Origin of the sequence: Pseudomonas sp. F9001 (genome assembly GCF_013385435.1) — a bacterium.
GTDB lineage: Bacteria > Pseudomonadota > Gammaproteobacteria > Pseudomonadales > Pseudomonadaceae > Aquipseudomonas.
In genome coordinates this window covers 51,154-69,805 of sequence record NZ_JACAPX010000019.1, presented here as the reverse complement: position 1 = coordinate 69,805, position 18,652 = coordinate 51,154, and the positions used below count along the sequence as shown (strand labels likewise).

Here is an 18,652-nt window from a genome sequence, read left to right as displayed (position 1 = left end):
CCTGTACAAAACGTGGAGACAACAAGGCCCGGATTGTACCGGGCCTTGGCAAAAACATCAGCCTTGCTGCTAAACCTCGATCAGGCTTTCCCGAGCCTCGAAAGCCTGGCGAACCGGGGCAAACGAGCGGCGGTGGATCGGGGTCGGGCCCAGGCGAGCCAAAGCTTCCAGATGAACGGGCGTTGGATAGCCTTTGTGCCCGCCGATGCCGTAGCCGGGATAGATCAATTCGAAAGCCGCCATTTCACGGTCACGGCTGACCTTGGCCAGGATCGATGCAGCGGCAATCGCCGGCACTTTGCTATCACCCTTGACCACCGCTTCAGCCGGCATCGTCAGCTTCGGGCAGCGGTTGCCGTCGATCATCGCCATTTTGGGCGTGATGTGCAGGCCTTCAATAGCGCGCTGCATGGCCAGCATGGTGGCGTGCAGGATGTTCAGTTCGTCGATTTCTTCGACCTCAGCCCGGGCGATGTGCCAGCTCAGGGCTTTCTCACAGATCTCGTCATAGAGCTTTTCACGACGGGCCTCGGTAAGTTTCTTCGAATCGTTGAGGCCAAGGATCGGGCGGTTCGGGTCGAGAATCACTGCGGCGGTGACGACTGCGCCGCACAGCGGGCCGCGACCGACTTCGTCAACACCGGCAACCAGATCAAGGGCATCGGCGACCAGGCTGAAATCCAGGCCCATTTGCGTCTTCATAGGGTTTCCTGTTTATGGCCGATCAAGGTCAGCACAGCGTCCGCCGCCTGGTTCGACGCATCACGGCGCAAGGTGCGGTGGATTTCGTCGAAACCACGGGTCTGCTCTTCGCCGCCATCGATCAACGGAAGCATGGTTTGCGCCAACGCCTCAGGCGTCGCATCGTCCTGCAACAACTCGGGCACCAACAGACGCTGGGCCAGCAAATTCGGCAGGGAGATGTAGGGGCTTTTGACCATACGCTTGAGAATCCAGTAGGTCAGCGGCGCCAGGCGATAGGCCACAACCATCGGGCGCTTGTAGAGCAAGGCCTCCAGGGTCGCAGTGCCGGAGGCGATCAGCACCGCATCGCACGCCGCCAGTGCCAGGTGCGAGCCGCCGTCGAGCAGGGTCAACGGCAAGTTGCGCCCTACCAGCAATTCTTCAATTTGTGCACGGCGCTGAGGACTGGCACATGGCAATACGAAGCGCACACCCGGCTTCAGCGCCTGCAGACGTTCGGCAGCATCAAAAAACAGCGCGCCGAGACGACCGACTTCGCCGCCACGACTGCCCGGCATCAAGGCCACCAGCGGACCTTCGGGCAAACCCAGTTCGGCACGCGCGGCAGCACGGTCGGCCTGCAGAGGAATGGTATCGGCCAGGGTGTGCCCGACAAACCGCACCGGCACGCCCTTCTCTTCGTAGAACCTGGCCTCGAAGGGCAGCAGGGTCAGCATCAGGTCGCAGCCTTCGCGAATCTTCAGCACGCGCTTTTGCCGCCACGCCCACACTGACGGGCTGACGTAATGCACGGTCTTGATCCCGGCCTGACGCAATTTGAGTTCGATATTGAGGGTGAAGTCCGGCGCGTCGATTCCGATAAAGACGTCGGGCTTTTCTTCGATCAGGGTCTGGATCAGCTTTTTGCGACGGGCCAGCAGCTCGCGCAAACGGCCCAGCACCTCCACCAGCCCCATGACCGACAAGCGTTCCATAGGGAAGTAGGACGTCAGGCCTTCAGCCTGCATCAACGGACCGCCGACACCGATGAATTCAACCGCCGGATGCTGGAGCTTGAGGGCCCGCATCAGGCCTGCACCGAGAATATCGCCGGAAGCTTCTCCGGCCACCAACGCTATACGCAGCCTGGCCATGATCAGCGGGTGATGCCGCGAGTCGACGACTGGATAGAGTCACGGAATATCGCGACTTCCGGAAACAATGCGGCTGGCTCCGTCAGTTCGATCAAGGCCTGGTCGACCGTCAGCCCCTGGCGGTAAACCACCTTGTAGGCGCGGCGCAGGGCGTGGATCGCGTCTTCGCTGAAGCCCCGACGGCGCATGCCTTCGAAGTTCATGCTGCGGGCCTCGGCCGGGTTGCCGAATACGGTGACGAACGCCGGAACGTCCTTGCCGATGGCGGTACCCATGCCGGAAAAGCTGTGGGCGCCGATATGGCAGTACTGATGCACCAGGGTAAAGCCGGACAGGATCGCCCAATCGTCAACGTGCACATGGCCGGCCAACGCAGTGTTGTTGACCAGGATGCAATGGTTGCCGATTACGCTGTCATGACCGATATGCGCATAAGCCATCACCAGGTTGTGGTCACCCAGGGTGGTCTCGGCACGGTCCTGGACAGTACCGCGGTGAATGGTCACGCCTTCACGGATGATGTTGTGATCACCGATTACCAGACGTGTTTCTTCACCCTTGTACTTCATGTCCGGGGTGTCTTCGCCTATCGATGAGAACTGATAGATACGATTGTGTTTGCCAATCCTCGTCGGGCCTTTGAGGATCACATGCGGCCCGATGACTGTCCCCTCGCCGATTTCCACACCTGCGCCGACGATCGACCAAGGGCCGACCTCAACGTCGGCGGCCAGTACGGCCGTCGGATCGATGATTGCGCGAGGGTCAATCAAACTCATAGTTTGCGTTCCGCACAGATGATTTCAGCCGAGCACACCGGCTTGCCGTCGACCGAGGCCTGGCATTCGAACTTCCAGATCTGGCGCTTGCAGCTGATGAACTTGGCTTCAAGGATCAACTGGTCACCCGGAGTTACCGGGTTGCGGAAGCGCAGTTTGTCAGAGCCCACGAAATAGTAGAGCGTGCCATCGGCAGGCTTCAGGTCGAGCATTTTGAAACCAAGGATACCGGCAGCCTGGGCCATCGCTTCGATGATCAATACGCCTGGCATGATGGGATGCGCAGGGAAGTGACCGTTGAAGAACGGTTCGTTGATGCTGACATTCTTGTAGGCACGAATGCGCTTTTCCTCAACATTGAGGTCCGTGACCCGGTCCACCAGCAGGAACGGGTAACGGTGAGGCAGGTATTCGCGAATCTCGTTGATGTCCATCATTTCGGGGGGAAGCCTGTAATAAAGATTGGGAGCGTGCGGACTAAGGCACGCCCCTCTAGCAAATCAAGGAGGCAGTCTAGCGGCTGTGCACACTTGATATGGAAATGGTATCAGCCATCTGATGAAGCATTACCGTCAGGGGTCACGTCCCCAACACGCTTTTCCAGATGTTTCAGGCGCCGAGCGATATCGTCGAGCTGCCTCAGACGCGCCGCGCTCTTGCGCCATTCGGCCGCAGGCTGCATGGCCGTACCGGATGAATAGGACCCAGGCTCGGTAATCGAATGGGTCACCATGGTCATGCCGGTGATGAATACGTTGTCGCACACTTCGATATGGCCCACCAGGCCAACACCCCCGGCGAGCATGCAATGCTTGCCGATCCTGGTGCTGCCGGAGATCCCCACGCAGGCGGCCATGGCGGTGTGATCGCCAATCTGCACGTTGTGGGCGATCTGAATCTGGTTATCCAGTTTCACGCCGTTACCAATGACGGTATCGGCCAGGGCCCCGCGGTCAACGGCAGTGTTGACGCCAATTTCAACGTCATCGCCAATCAACACGCCGCCCACTTGGGCAATCTTGTGCCAGACACCCTTCGAGTTGGCGAAGCCGAAGCCCTCGCCGCCAATCACGGCACCGGACTGAATCACCACACGCTCACCGATACGCACATCGTGGTACAGGGTCACACGCGGAGCCAGCCAGCCACCGGCACCAATCTCGCTGCGCGCGCCGATAAAACACTGGGCACCCAGCGTTACACCCGCCCCGATGCGTGCACCGCTTTCAATCACCACAAAAGCACCGATGCTCGCGGCAGGGTCAACCTGAGCGTCATCGGCGATCACCGCCGTCGGATGGATACCGGCGGGGGCCTTGGGTTTCGGATCGAACAGGTGCGACACCCGGGCATACGCCAGGTACGGATCGGCAACAACCAGCGCGTCCCCGGCAAAACCTTCGGCGTCAGCGGCCTTCAGCAGCACGGCTGCGGCGCGGCTTTCGCCCAGGTATTTACGGTATTGGGGGTTTGCCAGGAAGCTCAACTGAGCTGGGCCAGCCTCCTGCAAGGTGGCTAGCCCAGTGATTTCCTTCTCCGCGGAGCCACGCAAGGTGGCTCCCAGGAACTCGGCCAATTGGCCGAGCTTGATAGTCGCAGTCATGGCTTACTTCAGCTGATTCATGCGCTCGATCACCTGACGGGTGATGTCGTACTGAGGTTTAACGTCGATGACTGCACCGCGTTCGAATACCAGGTCAAAGGCACCTTTCTTGATGACTTCTTCCACAGCGCTGTCGAGTTTCGGCTTCAGCTGCTTGAGCATTTCGCGGTCGGCAACAGCCTTGGCTTCGTTCAGTTCCTTGGACTGGAACTGGTAGTCACGGGCCTTTTGCTTGAATTCAAGCTCCAGACGCTCGCGCTCGCCTTGCTGCATCTTGTCGCCACCGGCTACCAGACGATCCTGGATGCCCTTGGCGCTGCTTTCCAGCGTCTTGAGCTTGGTCAGTTGAGGACCGAATTTCTTCTCGGCATCTACGGCATATTTCTTGGCCGCATCGGATTCCAGCAGCGCCATCTGATAGTTCAGAACGGCAATTTTCATTTCGGCAAAGGCCGGGGTCGCTACCAGGACAGTCGCCAGGAGAACCAATTGAGTCAACTTACGCACGATGCACTCCTACAGAATCCGTTGTCGTTATCTTGGGTCAGACGCTTAGAACGTCTGGCCGAGGGAGAATTGGAAAATCTGGGTTTCAGCGTTATCCGGTTTCTTGACCGGCATGGCCAGAGCAAAGCTCAATGGGCCAAGCGCGGTAACCCAGGTCACACCGACACCGACAGAGCTTGCCAGGTTGCTGAAGCTCACGTCGTTGCACTGCGTGTTGGACTTCGAGCCATTCGGGTTGGTGACCTGTTCGCACTTGGAGTCGAATACGTTACCCACATCCCAGAAGACCGAAGTACGCAGGGAACGTTGATCTTTAACGAATGGCAGCGGGAACAGAATCTCAGCACCACCCTGGATCAGCACGTTACCACCGAATGGCAGCGGGTCGTTGTCCGAGTCAGCCACAGTCCCCTGGTTACCGGTCACACCCACGCCACGGCTTGGGGTACCACGAGGACCCAAGGTGCTGTCCTTGAAACCACGTACCGAGTTGAAACCACCCGCATAGTAGTTCTCATAGAACGGCAAGCCGCTGGTCGAACCATAACCATCGCCATAACCCAATTCGGTGTGCAGGCGCATGGTGTAGTTTTCGCTCAATGGCTGGAACAACTGGCCACGGTAGTCGAGTTTGAAGAACGACAGGTCGCTGCCCGGCGTGGTGGCTTCCAGAGTCAGGCTCTGGGAATGGCCACGGGTCGCCAGTACACCTTTGTTCAGGGTCGATTCCGACCAACCGGCCGAAGCCTTGAAGTTCAGGAACTGGTCGCCTTCTTTACGCACGAAGTTGAAGATCTCATCCACGGTGTACACACCGGTCTTGATCTTGTCCTGCTGCGCGGTCAGGCCGAAGGTCAGACGCGAGGTCTCACTGATCGGGTAACCAATGTTGGCACCAACACCGAAGCTGTCGATTGCATAGCTTGCAACGTCAACGTCGAGGTCTTTGTAGTCGGTTGTGCGATAGAAGGCGTTGTAGCCCAGGCTCACGCCGTCAGCAGTCCAGTAGGGGTCGACATAACCGAAGTTATAGCGGCTCTGGTATTCGCTTCGGGTCAGGCCGATGGAAACCTTGTTACCGGTACCGAGGAAGTTGTTCTGGGTGATCGAACCACCGAGGATCAGGCCGGCACTCTGGGCGAAACCGACACTGGCGGTAATCGAACCGGAGGCTTGCTCTTCTACGGCGTAGTTCACGTCAACCTGGTCATCCACACCCGGTACAGCCGGGGTTTCAACGTTGACTTCCTTAAAGAAGCCCAGGCGCTCGAGGCGAACCTTGGACTGGTCGATCAGGTAAGTCGACGCCCAGCCACCTTCCATCTGACGCATTTCACGGCGCAGCACTTCGTCGGCAGACTTGGTGTTGCCACGGAAGTTGATGCGGTTCACGTAGGCACGCTTGCCCGGGTCTACAACGAAGGTGATGTCCACGGTGTGGTCTTCGTCGTGCGGGGTCGGTACGCCGTTGACGTTGGCGAAGGTATAGCCTTCGTTACCCAGGCGACGGGTGATCAGCTCGGAGGTGGTGGTCATCAGCTTGCGCGAGAACACCTGGTCCTTCTGCACCAGCAACAGGGACTTGACCTGGTCTTCAGGCACTTTCAAGTCGCCGCTGAGCTTGACGTCACGAACCTTGTACTTCTCGCCTTCGTTGACGTTGACAGTGATATAGACGTGCTTCTTGTCCGGGGTGATGGACACCTGGGTCGAAGCGATATCCATGTTGATATAGCCGCGGTCCAGGTAGTAGGAACGCAGGCGCTCCAGGTCACCGGAGAGTTTTTCACGGGCATACTTGTCATCGTTCTTGAAGAACGACAGCCAGTTGGTGGTCTTGAGTTCGAACAGGTCGATCAGGTCGTCATCAGCAAACTTGGTGTTACCCACCACGTTGATGTGCTGGATGGCCGCCACGGTGCCTTCGTTGATGTTGACCTTCAGGCCGACGCGGTTACGCGGTTGCGGCACCACTTCGGTCTCGACGGTAGCCGAGTAACGACCCTGGGCAACGTACTGGCGTTGCAGTTCGTTACGCACGCCTTCGAGGGTGGCACGCTGGAAGATCTCGCCTTCGGCAAGGCCGGATTGCTTGAGGCCTTTCATCAAGTCTTCAGTGGAGATCGCCTTGTTGCCTTCGATCTCGATACTGGCGACAGAAGGTCGCTCGACGACAGTAATGACGAGGACGTTACCTTCGCGACCCAGTTGGATATCTTGAAAGAACCCGGTTTTGAACAGCGCACGAGTGGATTCCACCAGGCGACGGTCATCAGCCTGTTCCCCGACGTTCAACGGCAAGGCACCAAAGACGCTACCCGCGGAAACCCGCTGGAGGCCGTTGACGCGAATATCGGAGATGGTGAAGGACTCGGCGTGAACTTCGGCGATCATCAATACGGTGAGAACCGCAGTTAGCAGCAGACGTTTCATGAAGTCCTTTCTTATTCCAACTGGCAATAAACAAACTGCCGCAAAATGCGGCAGATTCGCAATTCAGCGAAGCGTTACAGTCGTCCCAGATCGTTGACCAGGGCTAATAACATCACCCCGACCACCAAACTGATACCGATCTGTATCCCCCAACCCTGCACCCGATCCGACAAGGGGCGACCACGCGCCCACTCGACCAGATAAAACAACAGATGCCCCCCATCCAATACTGGAATGGGCAACAAATTCAGAACCCCAAGGCTAATACTCAGATAAGCCAGGAAATTCAGGAAATCTACAACGCCCGACTGGGCAGAAGCGCCCGCCACTTTAGCAATGGTTATCGGTCCACTCAAGTTTTTTACCGAGAGCTCGCCGAACAACATTTTCTTGAGGGAATCGAGGGTCAGTACACTCATGGTCCAGGTGCGTCTCGCACCCTCGCCAATCGCTGCCAACGGCCCGAAGCTGACCTCTCGAACCATCGAAGGTGGCCAATCGACACCTTTGACGCCGGCCCCCAGGTAACCCCCGGCTGCCTTGGCTTCCCCACGAACCGCCAGGGTCACAGGGACGTCGATTTGAGCACCATCGCGCTCAACTTTCAGCACAATTTTGGTATCAGGGCGTACACGCACCAGGTCGACCACCTGCTGCCAGTCACTCAGCGCCTGGCCATCGAGGGCCAGCAGGCGATCGCCGGTTTTCAGACCCGCGGCCTGGGCCGGCCCCTTCGGATCCAGCTCCGCCAGCACCGGCGGCAAGGCCGGACGCCATGGGCGAATGCCCAGGGATTTGATCGGGTCAGGCTCATCGGAGCCTTTCAGCCAGTGGTCCAGGACCAGCTCGCGCGAGGTTTCGGTGGTGGAATCCTGATCGCGCACCACCAGTTTCACGATGCCGCTTTCACCCAGGCGACGCACCAACTGCAAATTGACGGCACCCCAGCCGGTGGTTGGCTCGCCATCAACTGCAACAATTTCTTGCCCGGCAGTCAGGCCGGCCTTCGCCGCCATGCTGTCGGCCTCGACGGCACCGATCACCGGACGCACCTGCTGGCTACCCAACATGGCCAGGACCCAGAAGAACACCATCGCCAACAGGAAATTCGCGATCGGGCCTGCCGCGACGATGGCGATGCGCTGACGAACGGTCTTGCGGTTGAAGGATTGATCCAACTGATCAGCCGGCACTTCGCCTTCGCGCTCGTCGAGCATCTTGACGTAGCCGCCCAATGGAATGGCCGCAATTACGAACTCGGTGCCACGACGGTCGTGCCAGCGCAGCAACGGCATGCCGAAGCCTACGGAAAAGCGCAGTACCTTGACGCCGCAACGACGCGCGACCCAGAAATGGCCGAACTCGTGGAAGGTAACCAGCACACCCAGAGCAACCAGGGTGCCGACAATCATGTAGAGCGCACTCATCTAATTTCTCCGCATTTCAATCCAGTGCCTGAAGGCTTGAACACACCCAGAGGCTAACGCGTATTGCGGCTCAACCACTGCTCGGTCAAGGCCCGGGCCTTTGCATCCGCTTCGAACACCGCGCCCAGATCATTCACCGGGACGACGGGCTCAAGGTTCAAAACGTCCTCGATGATACCCGCGATCTGCGGAAAGCGGATGCGCCGGTCCAGAAACGCCGCCACAGCCACTTCATTGGCCGCATTCAGCATCGCCGGGGCACTGTTACCCGCCTCCGCAGCTTGCCGCGCAAGACGCAGGCAAGGGAAGCGTTGCTCGTCGGGCGCTTCGAAGTCCAGACGGGCAATGGCAAACAGATCCAACGGCGCAACACCCGAGTCAATCCGCTCAGGCCATGCCAGGGCATTGGCGATCGGCGTACGCATGTCCGGATTGCCCAGTTGGGCCAATACCGAGCCATCCACATAGTCCACCAGGGAATGAATCACACTTTGCGGGTGGATCACCACCTCGACCTGGTCCGGCCGGGCATCGAACAACCAGCAGGCCTCAATCAGCTCCAGGCCCTTGTTCATCATGCTCGCTGAATCCACCGAGATCTTGCGCCCCATGGACCAGTTCGGGTGAGCGCACGCCTGATCGGGAGAAACATGTTCCAGATCGGCCAGCGGCGTCTGCCGGAACGGGCCACCGGAGGCTGTCAGCAGAATCCGGCGCACGCCGACCTGGCTCAACCCGCGGGCGAAATCACCCGGCATGCATTGGAAAATCGCGTTGTGCTCGCTGTCGAGCGGCAACAGCACGGCGCCGCTCTTGCGCACCGCCTGCATGAAGAGTGCCCCGGACATCACCAGGGCTTCTTTGTTGGCCAGCAGAATCTTCTTGCCCGCATCAACGGCCGCCAGGGTCGGGCGCAAGCCGGCAGCGCCGACAATCGCCGCAACCACGGTGTCGACCTCAGGGTCTGCCGAAACCTGGCACAACCCCTCCTCCCCCACCAATACCTGAGTCGCCAGGCCCGCAGCGCGCAAGTCATCCTGCAAACCACGTGCAACTGCCGCTTCGGGCACTACTGCGTATTGCGGCGCGTGCCGCACACACAGTGCCAGCAGTTCACTCAGGCGACTGAAACCGGTCAAGGCGAATACTTGATAACGCTCGGGATGACGGGCAATCACATCCAGGGTGCTTAGCCCCACCGAGCCGGTAGCGCCCAGCACGGTTACCTGTTGCAGGCGGCTCACGAGGCAGCCATCCACAGCAGTACGGCAAAGATCGGGATCGCGGCAGTCAGGCTGTCGATACGGTCCAGCACGCCACCGTGACCCGGCAGCAGGTTACTGCTGTCCTTGATCCCGGCCTGGCGCTTGAACATGCTTTCGGTCAGGTCACCGACCACCGAGATGAACACCACCACGGCTGCGCCCACCAGGCCCAGTAGCATTTCCTTGACGGTCCAGCCACGCACCACACCGACCACCACGGTAATCACCAGGGTCAACGCCAGGCCGCCATATACGCCTTCCCAGCTTTTGCCCGGACTGACCGCCGGCGCCAGCTTGCGCTTGCCGAAGGCACGCCCGGAGAAATAGGCGCCGATATCGGCACCCCACACCAGGACCATCACCGCCATGATCAGCCAGTTACCCAGTTGCATGTGCTTGATGTAGACCAGGCCCTGCCAGGCAGGCAACAGAATCAAAAGGCCAATCACCAGCTTGCAGGCAACACTGGACCAGTGACTGCTGGTGCCCGGATAGGTCAGCACCAGATAGGTCGCCAACGCCCACCACAACACCGCCGCACCCAGCACCCAGGGCGCCACGTCCGGCAGGATGTACATCAGGAACATCAACAACGCCATGACAGCGGCATACACCACACGAGGCAACTGCGCGGCGAAACCCGCCAGGCGCGCCCATTCCCAGGCACCCAGGGTCACAACCAGGCCGATGAACAGCGCGAAGTTCGCACCTTCAAGCAGGAAAAACCCGCACAGGGCAATAGGCAGCAGGATCAGCGCCGTGATGATTCGTTGTTTAAGCATTAAACCCGGGCTCCAGCTTCGATCTGCTCGCTCGTTTTACCGAAGCGACGCTGACGGGAAGCGAAATCGGCCAGCGCATTGCGCATGGCATCGTGTTTGAAGTCCGGCCAGAACAGGTCGGAGAAGTACAGTTCGGTATAGGCCAACTGCCACAACAGGAAGTTGCTGATGCGATGGTCGCCACCGGTACGAATGCACAGGTCCGGCAACGGCAGGTCGCCGGTCACCAGGCAGGTTTGCAAGAGTTCGGGGGTGATGTCTTCCGGGCGCAGATGGCCGGCCTGCACTTCCCGCGCCAGACGCTGCGCGGCCTGGGCAATATCCCACTGGCCGCCGTAGTTGGCTGCGATCTGCAGCACAAAACGGTTGCTGCCGGCAGTGATCGCCTCGGCTTCGCGCATGGCCGCCTGCAGCTCCGGATGAAACCGCGAACGGTCACCGATGATACGCAGGCTGATGTTGTTCTCGTTCAGGCGCTTGGCCTCGCGGCGCAGGGCCTTGAAGAACAGGTCCATCAAGGCACTGACCTCCTCGGCCGGGCGCTGCCAGTTTTCACTGGAGAACGCGAACAGGGTCAATACTTCGACCTTGGCCTCGGCGCACACCTCAATCACGGCTCGTACAGCGTCGACACCCGCCTTATGCCCGGCAACGCCCGGCATAAAGCGCTTCTTCGCCCAGCGATTATTCCCGTCCATGATGATCGCGACATGGCGCGGCACCACGGAGGGCACAGTCTGCTTGGTCTTTTCCATGAAGGCGTCCTGACCCCTTATACGGCCATCAGGTCCTTTTCTTTATCTTCCGTGGCCTTGGTGATCTGGGCCTCGGCATCTTTAGTCAGCTTGTCGATATCAGCAACGGCACGGCGCTCTTCGTCTTCGCTGATTTCCTTGTCCTTGACCAGCTTCTTCAGGTCACCCAAGGCATCACGACGGATGTTGCGCACGGCAACACGTGCGTCTTCCGCTGCACTGCGCGCCTGCTTGGTGAAGCCCTTGCGGGTTTCTTCGGTCAGGGCAGGCATGGAGATCAGCAGCAATTCGCCCAGGTTGGTCGGATTGAGGTTCAAACCGGCGCTCTGGATGGCCTTGTCGACGGCGCCGAGCATGTTGCGCTCGAAAGCAACGACTTGCAGGGTGCGCGAATCTTTTACAGTGATGTTGGCCACTTGGGTGATCGAGGTATCAGCGCCGTAGTAAGGCACCATCACGCTGCCCAGGATGCTTGGGTGGGCCTTGCCGGTACGAATCTGGCCAAACGCATGGTTCAGGGATTCCAGGGATTTTTGCATGCGCTCTTGAGCGTCTTTTTTGATTTCGTTGATCATTGTTCGATTTCCTCGATCAGAGTCCCTTCCGCGCCGCCGTGTACGATGTTCAGCAGGGCGCCGGGCTTGTTCATGTTAAATACGCGCAGCGGCATCTTGTGGTCGCGGCACAAGCAAATTGCCGTCAGGTCCATCACGCCCAGCTTGCGATCCAGTACTTCATCATAAGTCAGATGATCGAACTTCTCGGCATGCGGGTCTTTGAATGGGTCTGCAGTGTAGACACCGTCAACCTTGGTGGCCTTGAGCACCACGTCCGCGTTGATCTCGATACCACGCAGGCAAGCTGCCGAATCGGTGGTAAAGAATGGGTTGCCGGTACCGGCCGCAAAAATCACGACTTCCTTGGCATCCAGGTGACGCATGGCCTTGCGACGATCATAGTGATCCGTTACGCCAACCATGGAAATAGCCGACATCACGATCGCGGTGATATTGGCGCGCTCCAGCGCATCACGCATGGCCAGGGCGTTCATCACAGTGGCCAGCATGCCCATGTGGTCGCCTGTCACCCGATCCATGCCGGCAGCGCTGAGTGCCGCGCCACGGAACAGGTTGCCGCCGCCAATCACCAGACCGACCTGGACACCGATACCGACCAACTGGCCGACTTCCAGCGCCATGCGATCGAGTACTTTGGGATCGATCCCAAACTCTTCCGAGCCCATCAGGGCCTCGCCGCTAAGCTTGAGTAGAATGCGTTTATAGCGAGCCTGATGACCACTGCCCTGCTGAGCCATTGCGAATCTCTCCTGCGGCGTATTTTTTGAAAATTCTTGGCAAGCCGTTTACGGCCTGCGTTCACTCTAGCTTGACGCTGTCACAGCGCCATCGGAACACGGCTTTGTAAGCCAGTTCCAAAGGGAAACCAATAAAAATCGATCACCCCATTTGAAAAGAGGCTGCGCGCGTAAGCGGGCAGCCTCTTTTGGGCGACAGTTAAAAACTGTCTTACTTCTTGGTGGCAGCCAGCTGGGCAGCAACTTCTTCAGCGAAGTTGTCGACCGGCTTCTCGATGCCGTCGCCTACTTTGTAGTAGGTGAAGGAAACGATTTCAGCACCGGCTTTCTTGGCCAGTTCGCCAACCTTGATTTCAGGGTTCTTGACGAACGCCTGCTCAACCAGGGAAGCCTCAGCCAGGAACTTGCTGATACGGCCCTTGACCATGTTTTCAACGATGTTTTCAGGCTTGCCTTTGATTTTCTCTTCGTTCAGCTGCAGGAACACGGCTTTCTCGCGTTCGATGGCTTCAGCAGAAACTTCCGATGGCAGCAGGAATTCAGGGTTGCTGGCCGCTACGTGCATAGCGATGTCTTTGGCCAGTTCAACGTTGCCGCCTTTCAGGGCAACCACAACACCGATCTTGTTGCCGTGCAGGTAAGCACCCACAACGTCACCTTCAACGCGGGTCAGGCGACGAATGTTAACGTTCTCGCCCACTTTACCCACCAGAACCAGACGATCAGCTTCTTGAGCTTCGATCAGCGGAGCGGCGTCGGTCAGCTTGTCAGCGAATGCTTTTTCAACGCTGGCAGCGACGAAGTTCTTGAAGTCGTCTTGCAGGGCCAGGAAGTCGGTCTGCGAGTTAACTTCCAGGATAACGGCCGATTTGCCGTCTTCCTTGATTGCGATGGCGCCTTCAGCAGCGACGTTGCCTGCTTTCTTGGCAGCCTTGATGGCGCCCGAAGCACGCATGTCATCAATGGCTTTTTCGATGTCGCCGCCGGCCTTGGTCAAGGCCTTTTTGCAATCCATCATGCCTTCGCCGGTACGCTCACGCAGTTCTTTAACCAACGCTGCAGTAATCTCTGCCATTTTCAAAATCCTCTTGGATAGGTTTTCAACCATTCCACCCGATTGAACGGGCGATCAATTCTTCCCGAACCACCCTTGTAGGCCGCTGCACGTTACAAATGTTGTAGCTGCGCTGCCGACAAATGGTTTTCGAGGTGGCAAAAAGGGGGCCAAGCCCCCTTTTTGCTTACTGAGTCAACGCCAAGGCGTCAGTTACTCAGCTGCAGCTACCGGAGCTTCTTCAACGAACTGCTCGGTACCGCCAGCAACGTGGTTGCGACCACGGATTACAGCGTCAGCCATCGAACCCATGTACAGCTGGATAGCGCGGATTGCGTCATCGTTGCCTGGGATGATGTAGTCAACGCCTTCCGGGCTGCTGTTGGTATCGACTACGCCGATAACCGGGATGCCCAGCTTGTTGGCTTCGGTGATCGCGATGCGCTCGTGATCAACGTCGATAACGAACAGTGCGTCAGGCAGACCGCCCATGTCCTTGATACCACCCAGGGAACGATCGAGCTTTTCCAGGTCGCGAGTGCGCATCAGCGCCTCTTTCTTGGTCAGCTTGGCGAAAGTACCGTCTTCGGCTTGCACTTCAAGGTCACGCAGACGCTTGATGGAAGCACGGATGGTTTTGAAGTTGGTCAGCATGCCGCCCAACCAGCGGTGATCGACGTACGGCGAACCGCAACGTGCTGCTTCTTCAGCAACGATCTTGCCAGCGGAACGCTTGGTGCCGACGAACAGAATCTTGTTTTTGCCCTGGGCCAGGCGCTCTACGAAAGTCAGAGCTTCGTTGAACATTGGCAGGGTTTTTTCAAGGTTGATGATGTGGATCTTGTTACGCGCGCCGAAAATGTATTTACCCATTTTCGGGTTCCAGTAACGGGTCTGGTGACCGAAGTGCACACCGGCCTTCAGCATATCGCGCATGTTGACTTGGGACATGATAGTTCCTTAATAAGTCGGGTTTGGCCTCCACGTATCCCAATGACCAACCAGCGGCATTCGCCTCCGGCACCCAGGTCATCGTGTCGACACGTGTGTGGATTTAAGCTTTGCGGGGTATCCCCGGAAAGCGGCGCATTTTATACCACAGAGCTTGCAAAAACGAAACCCGCAATCACATTTGCCGTCAGTCGCTTTTGCCTAAGCCTTTGAATAGAGCCAGAATGACCCCATCCTTATAGACAGAAGCGATCGCCAGACGCTCATGGTTTCACCCTTGCGTCTGCTAGAATCGCGTTTTTTGGGCTTGTGCGAATTCTGCAACCTTTTGTCGCACACCCGTAAACCGTATTGATTTCAGCGCGTCGCGCTAGAGAGAGCCTGTATGACCGTCACCCTCAAAACCGCCGAAGATATCGCTGGCATGCGTGTTGCCGGCAAACTGGCTGCCGACGTCCTGGAAATGATTGCCGAACACGTCAAGCCCGGCGTCACCACCGAAGCGCTGGACCGCATTTGCCACGACTATATCGTCGACGTGCAAAAGGCCATCCCTGCGCCGCTGAACTACAAGGGTTTCCCCAAGTCGATCTGCACCTCGATCAACCACGTGGTGTGCCACGGAATTCCCGGCGACAAGCCGCTGAAGGACGGCGACACCCTGAACATCGACGTCACCGTCATCAAGGACGGCTACCACGGCGACACCAGCCGCATGTTCCACGTCGGCACCGTGCCGGTCTGGGCCGAGCGCCTGTCGCAAGTCACCCAGGAATGCATGTACAAGGCCATCGAGATCGTCAAGCCTGGCTGCCGCCTGGGCGACATCGGTGAAATCATCCAGAAGCACGCTGAAAAGAACGGCTTCTCGGTGGTGCGCGAGTTCTGCGGCCACGGCATCGGCAAGGTGTTCCACGAAGAGCCACAGATCCTGCACTACGGCCGCGCCGGCACCGGCATGGAGCTCAAGGCAGGCATGACCTTCACCATCGAGCCGATGATCAACCAGGGCAAGGCCGACACCAAGGTGCTGGGCGACGGCTGGACCGCCATCACCAAGGACCGCAAGCTCTCGGCGCAGTGGGAACACACCCTGCTGGTGACCGACACCGGCTACGAGATCTTCACTCTGCGTGCCGACGACACGATTCCCCGCGTTTCGGCGTAATGTTTGCACCGGTTTTCTAATAGCGACGCTGTGACCCATAGATAGAAAGGAAAACCGATCGATGCCCCAGGTGGATCCCGAACTCTTCGACCGTGGCCAGTTCCAGGCGGAACTGGCACTGAAGGCCAGCCCCATCGCAGCCTTCAAGAAGGCCATTCGTCAGGCCCGCGAGGTGCTCGACGGGCGCTTTCGTACCGGCCGCGATATCCGCCGGCTGATCGAGGACCGCGCCTGGTTCGTCGACAACATCCTGCAAAAGGCCTGGGAACAGTTCAGCTGGAGTGAAGACGCCGATATCGCCCTGGTGGCGGTCGGCGGCTACGGCCGTGGCGAACTGCACCCCTACTCCGACATCGACCTGCTGATCTTGCTGGACAGCGCCGATCACGAGATCTTTCGCGACTCCATCGAGCGTTTTCTGACGCTGTTGTGGGACATCGGCCTGGAAGTCGGCCAAAGCGTACGCTCGGTGGACGAGTGTGCCCAGGAAGCCCGCGCCGACCTGACGGTGATCACCAACCTGATGGAAAGCCGCACCATCGCCGGCCCCGAGCGCCTGCGCCAGCGCATGCTGGAAGTCACCAGCACCGCGCACATGTGGCCAAGCAAGGACTTCTTCCTGGCCAAGCGTGCCGAGCAGAAAGCCCGGCACCACAAGTACAACGACACCGAATACAACCTGGAACCCAACGTCAAAGGCTCCCCGGGCGGGCTGCGGGACATCCAGACGATTTTGTGGGTCGCCCGTCGCCAGTACGGCACCCTGAACCTGCGCGCCCTGGCCGGGGAAGGCTTCCTGGTGGAGAGCGAAAACGCCCTGCTGGCCTCCTCCCAGGAATTCCTCTGGAAAGTGCGCTACGCGCTGCACATGCTGGCCGGGCGCTCCGAAGACCGCCTGCTGTTCGACCACCAGCGCTCCATCGCCACCCTGCTGGGGTTTGAAGGCGAAGACGCGAAGACCAGCATCGAAAGCTTCATGCAGCAGTACTACCGCGTGGTAATGAGCATTGCCCAGCTCAGCGACCTGATCATCCAGCACTTCGAAGAAGTGATCCTGGCCCCGGAAGACGAAGCACCGCCGCAGCCGATCAACGCGCGCTTCCAGCTCCACGATGGCTATATCGAGGCACGCAACGACAACGTGTTCAAACGCACGCCGTTCGCCATGCTGGAAATCTTCGTGTTGATGGCCCAGCAGCCGGAAATCAAGGGCGTACGCGCCGACACCATTCGCCTGCTGCGGGAAAACCGTCACCTGATCGACGACGATTTCCGCCACGACATCCGCAATACCAGCCTGTTTATCGAGCTGTTCAAGTGCAAGATCGGCATCCACCGCAACCTGCGTCGCATGAACCGCTACGGGATCCTGGGGCGCTACCTGCCGGAGTTCGGTTTTATCGTCGGGCAGATGCAGCACGACCTGTTCCACATCTACACGGTGGACGCCCACACCCTGAACCTGATCAAGCACCTGCGTAAGTTGCAGTACACCCAGGTGTCAGAGAAATTCCCGCTGGCCAGCAAGCTCATGGCGCGCCTGCCCAAGCCGGAATTGATCTACCTCGCCGGCCTGTACCACGACATCGGCAAGGGCCGGCACGGTGATCATTCGGAAATTGGCGCAGTGGACGCCGAAGCGTTCTGCCAGCGTCACCAGTTGCCGCTGTGGGACAGCCGCCTGATCGTGTGGCTGGTGCAGAACCACCTGGTGATGTCCACCACCGCCCAGCGCAAGGACTTGTCCGACCCACAGGTGATCCACGATTTTGCCCAGGCCGTCGGCGATGAAACCCGCCTCGACTACCTGTACGTGCTCACCGTGTCCGACATCAACGCCACCAACCCGACGCTGTGGAACTCCTGGCGCGCCAGCCTGTTGCGCCAGCTCTACACCGAGACCAAGCGCGCGCTGCGTCGCGGCCTGGAGAACCCGGTGGACCGCGAAGAACAGATCCGCCGCACCCAAAGCGCGGCCCTGGATATTCTGGTGCGTGGCGGCAATGACCCGGACGACGTCGAGCAACTCTGGTCGCAACTCGGGGACGACTACTTCCTGCGCCACACCGCCGGCGACGTGGCCTGGCACAGCGACGCGATCCTGCAGCAGCCAGCCGATGGCGGCCCGCTGGTGCTGATCAAGGAAACCACCCAGCGCGAGTTCGAGGGTGGCACCCAGATCTTCATCTACGCACCCGACCAGCACGACTTCTTCGCCGTGACCGTGGCGGCGATGGACCAGCTCAACCTGAACATTCACGACGCCCGGGTCATCACCTCCAGCAGCCAGTTCACCCTCGACACCTACATCGTGCTAGACACAGAAGGCGAGTCCATCGGCGACAACCCGGAGCGGGTGAAAAAGATCCGCAAAGGCCTGACCGACGCGCTGCGCAATCCTGACGACTACCCGACCATCATCCAGCGTCGGGTGCCGCGCCAGCTCAAGCACTTTGCGTTTGCCCCCGAGGTGACTATCCACAACGACGCCCAGCGCCCGGTGACGGTGCTGGAACTCAGCGCGCCGGACCGCCCGGGCCTGCTGGCACGGATCGGCACGATATTCCTGGAATTCGACCTGTCGTTGCAGAACGCCAAGATTGCGACCCTGGGCGAGCGGGTGGAAGACGTGTTCTTCATTACCGATGCCGACAACCAGCCGCTTTCCGACCCTGAACTGTGCCGACGCTTGCAGGAAGCCATCGTCCAGCAGTTGAGCGTCAATCAGGAGACCGGCGTCGAGATGTCACGCTTGAGCATCTGACCGACCGCCCA

The 18,652-nt window shown here is 59.1% G+C and carries 17 protein-coding genes; 2 read left to right on the top strand and 15 right to left on the bottom strand.

Annotated elements, in window-relative coordinates; all coding sequences use genetic code 11:
- Positions 1 to 69: 69 nt before the first annotated feature.
- The 15 genes from rnhB to rpsB all read right to left on the bottom strand — a co-directional run bounded on the left by rnhB (position 70) and on the right by rpsB (position 14,709).
- Positions 70 to 702: a ribonuclease HII gene (rnhB, locus tag HX818_RS19710; RefSeq protein WP_177008895.1), complete on the bottom strand. Its 633-nt coding sequence runs from the start codon at positions 700 to 702 to the stop codon at positions 70 to 72.
- Complete coding sequence (gene lpxB / locus HX818_RS19705; RefSeq protein WP_218168064.1) at positions 699 to 1,838, bottom strand: lipid-A-disaccharide synthase; 1,140 nt, start codon at positions 1,836 to 1,838, stop codon at positions 699 to 701. Before lpxB ends, rnhB begins: the two co-directional genes overlap by 4 nt.
- 2 nt (positions 1,839 to 1,840) lie before the next feature.
- Positions 1,841 to 2,617, bottom strand: a complete 777-nt coding sequence (gene lpxA / locus HX818_RS19700) for an acyl-ACP--UDP-N-acetylglucosamine O-acyltransferase (RefSeq protein ID WP_003219308.1) — start codon at positions 2,615 to 2,617, stop codon at positions 1,841 to 1,843.
- Positions 2,614 to 3,054: a 3-hydroxyacyl-ACP dehydratase FabZ gene (fabZ, locus tag HX818_RS19695; protein ID WP_003219309.1), complete on the bottom strand. Its 441-nt coding sequence runs from the start codon at positions 3,052 to 3,054 to the stop codon at positions 2,614 to 2,616. Before fabZ ends, lpxA begins: the two co-directional genes overlap by 4 nt.
- 110 nt (positions 3,055 to 3,164) lie before the next feature.
- The gene (lpxD, locus tag HX818_RS19690) at positions 3,165 to 4,220 is read right to left on the bottom strand and encodes a UDP-3-O-(3-hydroxymyristoyl)glucosamine N-acyltransferase (RefSeq protein ID WP_008432224.1); all 1,056 of its coding nucleotides are present in this window, start codon (positions 4,218 to 4,220) and stop codon (positions 3,165 to 3,167) included.
- A 3-nt stretch (positions 4,221 to 4,223) separates the two neighbouring features.
- Positions 4,224 to 4,727 (bottom strand): OmpH family outer membrane protein, encoded by a 504-nt coding sequence (locus HX818_RS19685; RefSeq protein WP_003219314.1) that lies wholly within the window; start codon positions 4,725 to 4,727, stop codon positions 4,224 to 4,226.
- A 45-nt stretch (positions 4,728 to 4,772) separates the two neighbouring features.
- A complete protein-coding gene (gene bamA / locus HX818_RS19680; RefSeq protein WP_008432225.1) occupies positions 4,773 to 7,160 on the bottom strand; it encodes an outer membrane protein assembly factor BamA in 2,388 nt (795 codons plus the stop codon).
- Between the two features lie 74 nt (positions 7,161 to 7,234).
- Positions 7,235 to 8,587, bottom strand: a complete 1,353-nt coding sequence (rseP, locus tag HX818_RS19675; protein ID WP_177020597.1) for a sigma E protease regulator RseP — start codon at positions 8,585 to 8,587, stop codon at positions 7,235 to 7,237.
- A 53-nt stretch (positions 8,588 to 8,640) separates the two neighbouring features.
- A complete protein-coding gene (gene ispC / locus HX818_RS19670; RefSeq protein ID WP_177020596.1) occupies positions 8,641 to 9,831 on the bottom strand; it encodes a 1-deoxy-D-xylulose-5-phosphate reductoisomerase in 1,191 nt (396 codons plus the stop codon).
- Complete coding sequence (locus tag HX818_RS19665) at positions 9,828 to 10,634, bottom strand: phosphatidate cytidylyltransferase (protein ID WP_177020595.1); 807 nt, start codon at positions 10,632 to 10,634, stop codon at positions 9,828 to 9,830. The genes ispC and HX818_RS19665 overlap by 4 nt, the downstream gene beginning before the upstream one ends.
- Positions 10,634 to 11,389 carry a polyprenyl diphosphate synthase gene (gene uppS / locus HX818_RS19660; protein ID WP_003219323.1) on the bottom strand — a complete coding sequence of 252 codons (756 nt, stop codon included), beginning with the start codon at positions 11,387 to 11,389 and terminating at the stop codon, positions 10,634 to 10,636. The genes HX818_RS19665 and uppS overlap by 1 nt, the downstream gene beginning before the upstream one ends.
- A gap of 17 nt (positions 11,390 to 11,406) precedes the next feature.
- Entirely contained in the window at positions 11,407 to 11,964 is a 558-nt protein-coding gene (gene frr / locus HX818_RS19655; protein WP_003219325.1) for a ribosome recycling factor, read from the bottom strand.
- Entirely contained in the window at positions 11,961 to 12,704 is a 744-nt protein-coding gene (gene pyrH / locus HX818_RS19650) for a UMP kinase (RefSeq protein ID WP_003219327.1), read from the bottom strand. The genes frr and pyrH overlap by 4 nt, the downstream gene beginning before the upstream one ends.
- Before the next feature lie 211 nt (positions 12,705 to 12,915).
- A complete protein-coding gene (tsf, locus tag HX818_RS19645; protein ID WP_008432237.1) occupies positions 12,916 to 13,779 on the bottom strand; it encodes a translation elongation factor Ts in 864 nt (287 codons plus the stop codon).
- 192 nt (positions 13,780 to 13,971) lie between these two features.
- Positions 13,972 to 14,709, bottom strand: a complete 738-nt coding sequence (gene rpsB / locus HX818_RS19640; protein WP_003219330.1) for a 30S ribosomal protein S2 — start codon at positions 14,707 to 14,709, stop codon at positions 13,972 to 13,974.
- Positions 14,710 to 15,094: 385 nt separating this feature from the next.
- Between rpsB and map the strand changes: the two genes are divergently transcribed.
- Positions 15,095 to 15,877, top strand: coding sequence for a type I methionyl aminopeptidase (gene map, locus HX818_RS19635; RefSeq protein WP_003219332.1), 783 nt, complete (start codon positions 15,095 to 15,097; stop codon positions 15,875 to 15,877).
- A gap of 61 nt (positions 15,878 to 15,938) precedes the next feature.
- The gene (locus tag HX818_RS19630) at positions 15,939 to 18,641 is read left to right on the top strand and encodes a [protein-PII] uridylyltransferase (RefSeq protein WP_003219334.1); all 2,703 of its coding nucleotides are present in this window, start codon (positions 15,939 to 15,941) and stop codon (positions 18,639 to 18,641) included.
- Positions 18,642 to 18,652 lie beyond the last annotated feature (11 nt).

Bases quoted from the DNA above. Each gene is read 5' to 3' on its own strand.
- lpxA (WP_003219308.1), bottom strand. From the start codon at position 2,617: ATGAGTTTGATTGACCCTCGCGCAATCATCGATCCGACGGCCGTACTG.
- HX818_RS19665 (WP_177020595.1), bottom strand. From the start codon at position 10,634: ATGCTTAAACAACGAATCATCACGGCGCTGATCCTGCTGCCTATTGCC.
- rpsB (WP_003219330.1), bottom strand. From the start codon at position 14,709: ATGTCCCAAGTCAACATGCGCGATATGCTGAAGGCCGGTGTGCACTTC.
- map (WP_003219332.1), top strand. From the start codon at position 15,095: ATGACCGTCACCCTCAAAACCGCCGAAGATATCGCTGGCATGCGTGTT.
- rnhB (WP_177008895.1), bottom strand. From the start codon at position 702: ATGAAGACGCAAATGGGCCTGGATTTCAGCCTGGTCGCCGATGCCCTT.
- frr (WP_003219325.1), bottom strand. From the start codon at position 11,964: ATGATCAACGAAATCAAAAAAGACGCTCAAGAGCGCATGCAAAAATCC.
- pyrH (WP_003219327.1), bottom strand. From the start codon at position 12,704: ATGGCTCAGCAGGGCAGTGGTCATCAGGCTCGCTATAAACGCATTCTA.
- rseP (WP_177020597.1), bottom strand. From the start codon at position 8,587: ATGAGTGCGCTCTACATGATTGTCGGCACCCTGGTTGCTCTGGGTGTG.
- HX818_RS19630 (WP_003219334.1), top strand. From the start codon at position 15,939: ATGCCCCAGGTGGATCCCGAACTCTTCGACCGTGGCCAGTTCCAGGCG.
- fabZ (WP_003219309.1), bottom strand. From the start codon at position 3,054: ATGATGGACATCAACGAGATTCGCGAATACCTGCCTCACCGTTACCCG.
- tsf (WP_008432237.1), bottom strand. From the start codon at position 13,779: ATGGCAGAGATTACTGCAGCGTTGGTTAAAGAACTGCGTGAGCGTACC.
- lpxD (WP_008432224.1), bottom strand. From the start codon at position 4,220: ATGACTGCGACTATCAAGCTCGGCCAATTGGCCGAGTTCCTGGGAGCC.
- bamA (WP_008432225.1), bottom strand. From the start codon at position 7,160: ATGAAACGTCTGCTGCTAACTGCGGTTCTCACCGTATTGATGATCGCC.
- uppS (WP_003219323.1), bottom strand. From the start codon at position 11,389: ATGGAAAAGACCAAGCAGACTGTGCCCTCCGTGGTGCCGCGCCATGTC.
- lpxB (WP_218168064.1), bottom strand. From the start codon at position 1,838: ATGGCCAGGCTGCGTATAGCGTTGGTGGCCGGAGAAGCTTCCGGCGAT.